The 5,477-nt window shown below is 40.2% G+C and carries 6 protein-coding genes, 2 pseudogenes and 1 riboswitch; of the genes and pseudogenes, 3 read left to right on the top strand and 5 right to left on the bottom strand.

Going from position 1 to position 5,477, the window contains the following annotated elements; genetic code table 11:
* The 3 genes and pseudogenes from H6G26_RS42210 to H6G26_RS37950 all read left to right on the top strand — a co-directional run.
* The coding region (locus H6G26_RS42210; protein ID WP_206757589.1) for a hypothetical protein at positions 1-207 on the top strand (207 nt) is incomplete at its 5' end.
* 50 nt (positions 208-257) lie between these two features.
* A pseudogene (locus tag H6G26_RS37945) lies at positions 258-1,574 on the top strand (IS1380 family transposase); the annotation flags it as partial.
* Positions 1,575-1,808: 234 nt separating this feature from the next.
* The gene (locus H6G26_RS37950; protein WP_347242584.1) at positions 1,809-1,952 is read left to right on the top strand and encodes a hypothetical protein; all 144 of its coding nucleotides are present in this window, start codon (positions 1,809-1,811) and stop codon (positions 1,950-1,952) included.
* A gap of 380 nt (positions 1,953-2,332) precedes the next feature.
* Here the strand turns inward: H6G26_RS37950 and H6G26_RS43440 are convergent, their stop codons facing one another.
* The 5 genes and pseudogenes from H6G26_RS43440 to H6G26_RS37975 all read right to left on the bottom strand — a co-directional run bounded on the left by H6G26_RS43440 (position 2,333) and on the right by H6G26_RS37975 (position 4,591).
* The gene (locus tag H6G26_RS43440) at positions 2,333-2,524 is read right to left on the bottom strand and encodes a hypothetical protein (protein ID WP_242054263.1); all 192 of its coding nucleotides are present in this window, start codon (positions 2,522-2,524) and stop codon (positions 2,333-2,335) included.
* A gap of 18 nt (positions 2,525-2,542) precedes the next feature.
* Positions 2,543-2,983 carry a hypothetical protein gene (locus H6G26_RS37960; protein ID WP_190736826.1) on the bottom strand — a complete coding sequence of 147 codons (441 nt, stop codon included), beginning with the start codon at positions 2,981-2,983 and terminating at the stop codon, positions 2,543-2,545.
* Positions 2,967-3,176, bottom strand: a pseudogene (locus tag H6G26_RS37965) (GTP-binding protein); the annotation flags it as partial. The gene H6G26_RS37960 and the pseudogene H6G26_RS37965, both read right to left, overlap by 17 nt.
* Before the next feature lie 136 nt (positions 3,177-3,312).
* Complete coding sequence (locus H6G26_RS37970) at positions 3,313-4,314, bottom strand: methyltransferase domain-containing protein (protein WP_190736828.1); 1,002 nt, start codon at positions 4,312-4,314, stop codon at positions 3,313-3,315.
* A 22-nt stretch (positions 4,315-4,336) separates the two neighbouring features.
* Positions 4,337-4,591 (bottom strand): hypothetical protein, encoded by a 255-nt coding sequence (locus H6G26_RS37975; RefSeq protein ID WP_190736830.1) that lies wholly within the window; start codon positions 4,589-4,591, stop codon positions 4,337-4,339.
* 370 nt (positions 4,592-4,961) lie between these two features.
* Positions 4,962-5,105, bottom strand: a riboswitch (cobalamin riboswitch).
* Positions 5,106-5,477 lie beyond the last annotated feature (372 nt).

Below are 5,477 nucleotides of genomic sequence, written 5' to 3' on the forward strand. Positions count from 1 at the left end.
GAGTTGTTAAAGCGCTGCGAAAACCAGTCTCCAAGCTGGATTTATCCCCTTTTCCTGCACCCTCTTGACAAAAGTGCAATCACTCTAACCTCTCACCGATGGTCTGCACTAGGGGGATTTCTATATGTCTCCACCTCATCGAACGCCTCACCAAAGGTTGCTAATAGAGCTTCCATTAATGCAACGTCCTCCGCAAACGGTCAATAATCATACTTGTGGCGGTATTGTTGCTGATGCTAATCATTTTGTTTATGGTTATGACCCCAGCTTCGACAGATCGTATACAAAAACAGTTCAGATTTGAACAGCCAAAGTCACCTCCAATCGTAGTTAATTTCCAGGGTGGGCAAGTAACATCTGATGCAGGTTTAAGCTTAATTGCTGAAATAGATAGAAAACTGCGAATCACATCACAGTTTGCACTATGTTTCCAAGATTACCGAAAGCCTTATCGAATTGATCATTCAATAGAAAACTTAATTAAACAAAGAATCTACGGGTTGGTCATGGGATACGAAGACTTAAATGACCATGAAGAATTACGTCATGATCCGATGTTTGCTCTATCATTAGGAAAAAGAATCGGAGTACAAGATAAGCCTGCAACATTAGCAGGTAAGAGTACATTAAATAGGCTGGAACATTGTCCCGAAGATGTAGAACAAGGATCTGACAGTCGTTATCATAAAATTGGACATTCTTCAGAACAAATTGAAAGCCTATTTGTAAATATATTTCTAAAATCTTGCTTAAAAGAACCACGAAAAATTATTTTGGACTTAGATGTAACTGATGATCTAGTACACGGCAATCAGGAGCAAGTTTTCTTCAATACCTATTATGGAGGATATTGCTATGCTCCACTTTATATTTTTTGTGGTAAACACTTATTAGCAGCCAAACTTCGTCCTTCTAATGTAGATCCAGCATTTGGGGCGTTAGAAGAGTTGCAAAGAGTCATTAAACAAATACGTCAACATTGGCAGAATGTTGAGATTTTAGTACGAGGAGATAGTGCCTATTCCAGAGACGATATTATGACATGGTGTGAGTCGCAGACTGGAGTTGACTACGTTTTTGGATTAGCGCGAAACAGCCGTTTAATTCAAATGGCTACGGCGACTCAAAATAGAGCCTTGCTTGAGTTTGAGCAGAAGTTATCAACAGTAACTTCATTCTTAGAAACTCTATTTAAACCAGATGAACAAATTTCTGAACTTGCTTGTGACCTGATTGATAACTCAATTTGGCATAAGTCGTTAGACTATCAGACTCGTGAATCTTGGAGTCGTAGTCGTCGTGTTGTTTGTAAGGTCGAATATGGAATAAAGGGAAATAATATTCGTTTTGTTGTTACAAGTCTTCCTACCAATAAAGTACCCCCTGGTCAACTATACAGACAAAAATATTGTAAGCGAGGGGAGATGGAAAATCGCTTTAAAGAACAACAACTAGAACTTTTTAGTGATAGAACTAGTACTCATACATTTGCAGGAAATCAGTTACGCTTATAGTTTTCTTCTCTTGCTTACGTTTTGATGAATGCATTGCGGTCACAATGTTTAGCCAAAACCGAATTAAAAAATTCTCAAGTTGGGACCAGGGCGAACGCATCTAAAGTATACGTAGTGACTACTGAAATTGAGAATCAACGAAAAAATCAGTATTTCTGGCTTGATTTATTTTCCAAGGCTCAAAGTGATCGCTAAAATCTTTGTCAATAAGCAGGGTTTAACGAGATTATTTTTACGTCTATTGAGAATAGTCTAGTCTTATTGACATGATGCGGCCGCCCTGAAGTTGGGACTATTCGGACAAAATTATTGAAGTTAGGAGCCTTAATTACTATAAGCTCACGGCGAATTTTAATTGCGATTACTAGCTCAAGTCCTGTAAAACATATCTTTGCTGCTGCTTACAGATGCTTAAAAATGCTCCCGAATACCGCTTAATTTCGAGTCAAGCAGCATTTCACCTTCTCTCTAATAATATTTTTGGCTTGGTTTGATTCAAGCCTTGTTTTGGATGCTTAATTTTATGAACAGAGTGTTTCAATCTCAGCATAAGCAAAAACCTTAGTAACTGTTTTAGCTTGATAACTGCTCTTTTGTACTTACTTTGTTTACCATCATAAATTTCAATTGATGATGTATCAAAAAGTGTCTTACATCAAGCGATGTGAATTGATTTTTTCTTGTTTGTGAGAAATTTCGGATAAGGCACAACCGTATTCAGAATTTGATAAGTTGCCCGCAAGTCCCTGCTGTTCATGTAAGGACTCAGGACAAAATCCGACTTTTTCACTGCGGTTTCCATTAAATAAAACTTTCTCCTAGCGGCTGAAGTTCTTTTTGGGGTAAGTTGAAATAACTGGTAGCATTGACTTGACAGCGCCGCCTAATGTAGGATAGCGCACCTCGTACAAACGGAGATAGTTGGAATTTGTGAGTCCCATGTAATAATCAATCGCCGCATTTTGGTAGCGAGTAGGTTTCGGAATCTTGCTTAATTGTGGTTTGAGCATTGAGGAATAAAGTAAGTATTAGGGTATTAAGCTTGGTTGAAATTCTGACCAACGCTTGCAAACTTGTTCGTAGCAATCGGGTGGAGTAATTTTTAATTGGTGTAAAAAAGTAACCTCAATCTGAGATTCAACTTTTAGCACCAGAAGAATATCTTCATGGGGATTGTATGTTGCGACTGCTGGGAAAATGGATGAGATTATAGATGAGCTAAGTGATTGTGATCGCAAGTAAAACCCAATTAAATCGCAGGGGAGAAACTGGAGGGTGAAGGGAACTGTATCAAAGTTTGTAATTGTCGACTGAGTAACTTGAGTATCCACATCACATAAGACAGCTCCCTGTCCAAATGACTGAAATCCTTTCCATGCTGTGTAACCAATGACCAGCAGATTATTATGAATAAAACTATTTTGCCAGTAGCCAAAATTTCCTTGCCAGACACTATTGGATGGTCGCATTGACTTCCTCCCGTAGCAGCAATGGCTCAATGCGAACCTGCTCAAGCTCCCGTCCAATCAATACTAATCGCGTTTGACGGAATTCTTGGGGGTGGCAAAGACGGTCATAAAAGTAGTCAAATCGATTACCAACACCCTGTAATACCAGACGCATGGCTTTGTTTGGAACTGCTACAAATCCCTTAATTCGATAATTCATAATTTATAATTCATAATTACATTTTGTGACGGGGATTTAGCTAGGCTTCAATTCTTTCTGCCTCTAGAAGTAGGGGACTTAAACCCCCAAACTTAGTTAAAATCCAAATATTCATAAATAGCTGCGATCGCTACCTAACCAAGGTTGAGGGATTTTGGTTGGCAAAGTTTTTGTCCATGAATTCTGTGCTTCCGTTTGCCCGCACAGCCCGGAACATTCCAAATCGACACAACCCTACACCAAACGCCAAACGCATCAGTAAAAGCGTCGGTACCTCGCGCACAGACTTGATGAAACCAGACAGCCCAAAACGCACTAATCCCTCTGGTCGAGCCACTCCTTGCCAAATCGAATCGAACCAAGAAGGAAGGGTTTCTTGCGTCCAGTCTGCCGTAATAACCTCCCCTTCAACTAATTCTGTCCCTGCCAAAAGCTCGGAAAAGCCTTCAATGCTGGAAAAAGCTGGGTGAGACCACTGATCGAGGAGTTGCCGCATTACTCGTTTCTCCCAAAAATTTAGCGGCTTTTGGCGGTCATCCCTCTGATTCCAGTCAGCTACAAGCAACACTCCACCAGGCTTTAGCACCCGCATTAATTCTCTAGCAAAAACGGTTTTATCTGGTATGTGGGGACCTGCTTCAATCGACCAAACCACATCAAAACTGGCATCTGGAAACGACAATGCCATCGCATCATCGACCGCAAACTGGGCATTTAGTCCAAGGGGTGTTAACTCCTGGGCGCGGTTAACCTGTTGTGGACTAATGGTAATCCCTGTGACAGCAAACCCATAATCTCGCGCTAAAATCCGGCTGCTACCCCCAATCCCACAACCAACATCTAAAACAGTAGTACCAGGAGGTAATTTTTCTATTCCACCCCATTTAACCATTTCATGTACAAAGTCAGATTTAGCAGCCAAAAAATCCTTACTTCGCGGTGGCGAACCGTAATGACCGAGGTGAATGTGTTCCCCCCAATAAAACTCTACGATGCCATCAAGAGTCCATTGATCGTAGGAATTGGCGACTGTAGATGAGGATTGATACTTGCGGGCAGTTAGGAAATAAGCCGTAATTCCAATTACTAAAAGCAGAAGAAAACCAATTACAGAATATAATAAAGTTGACATTTTTTTGAACGCTCCTTTACACCTATTTGAGCCGATCTAACGGTTTACTTATTGCTGCTCGTCCCCAATCAGACCAGCGATGCCATAACTGACCGAGGGAGACAATTGCAATATAAATTATCCGATACATCAACATTGCAATGTTTTGAACATCTTGAATAATTTTCCCTTGAAGTAGACTGGGCTTGGGTTTATATTGGGGGAAAGCCGTTTGTTTGACAAAGGGATGAACAGAAGTGGGAATTTTCCCATCTCGCTGAAGATAGAATCTCGGCATGATGATTAACCTAATAAAACTCTACTAAATTAGCAATTTCTATGCTTAATTGGGAAAGCATTTGTTCAGTAGTGCAACATGAATATGTACGTCATACACGCCATTTACTACCTTTTTTTTAAAACTTTCACCTGTTATTTAGTACAGTATTTCGATGTTCCTGTGGCTATTTGCAAACGATATTATCATCTTGAGCAGCGATCGCGAGCGCTGCATCTCAAGACACAATTTGTAATAATAATTAACCGCTTACCCTCTCATAGAAAGTCGTAATCTTTAGTGTCTTGATATGTGGGATTATGAGAACGTAAAGCTGAGTAGTTGTATAAATCTTCATAAAAATATTTATCTGTGCCTCGCAGATGTACAAAATTTACAAGTCAACTTCGGCGGGCATTCTGACTCACAAGGCAAGCCTTGTTTACAGCTGCGGGACAGCGCCGGATTTACACCGGACTTTCCCCGTTTCCTCTAGCGGCTGTTCCCCACTAGAACCGAGATTCATTTGAATACTAACACAACTGCGATTTGCTTGCATAAAAATCAATGGTCGGTCTATATTTGCATCCGCTATTAATCGGGACGAGTCTCATTCTTTAGCAAGCGTTTATTTTCTACTCAGCGTTGCGGGGTCTTTTCTTATTGCTTAGTAGACATCTTGCAAAAGTAACAAATGCCAAAATATTGGGGGCATAGTAAAGGTTACTGGGTTTGGGGAAATTCCATCCCTTTACCCCTTACCCTACTTATGCAATAAGTCTAGTCTAAACTCAAGTATTTAGAACGAAGTACAAATCACAATGGCTTGAATCCTTAACTTCCTGTTCAATGCTAACAGGTGATTTTTTAAACATAAATGCTGGACTATTCCATGTGGAAACTAAAG

This window comes from Nostoc sp. FACHB-888, from assembly GCF_014696655.1.
Classification (GTDB): domain Bacteria; phylum Cyanobacteriota; class Cyanobacteriia; order Cyanobacteriales; family Nostocaceae; genus Nostoc.

Excerpts from the sequence above, each read along its gene's own strand:
- H6G26_RS43440 (WP_242054263.1), bottom strand. The coding sequence starts at position 2,524 with ATGCTCAAACCACAATTAAGCAAGATTCCGAAACCTACTCGCTACCAA.
- H6G26_RS37960 (WP_190736826.1), bottom strand. The coding sequence starts at position 2,983 with ATGCGACCATCCAATAGTGTCTGGCAAGGAAATTTTGGCTACTGGCAA.
- H6G26_RS37970 (WP_190736828.1), bottom strand. The coding sequence starts at position 4,314 with ATGTCAACTTTATTATATTCTGTAATTGGTTTTCTTCTGCTTTTAGTA.
- H6G26_RS37975 (WP_190736830.1), bottom strand. The coding sequence starts at position 4,591 with ATGCCGAGATTCTATCTTCAGCGAGATGGGAAAATTCCCACTTCTGTT.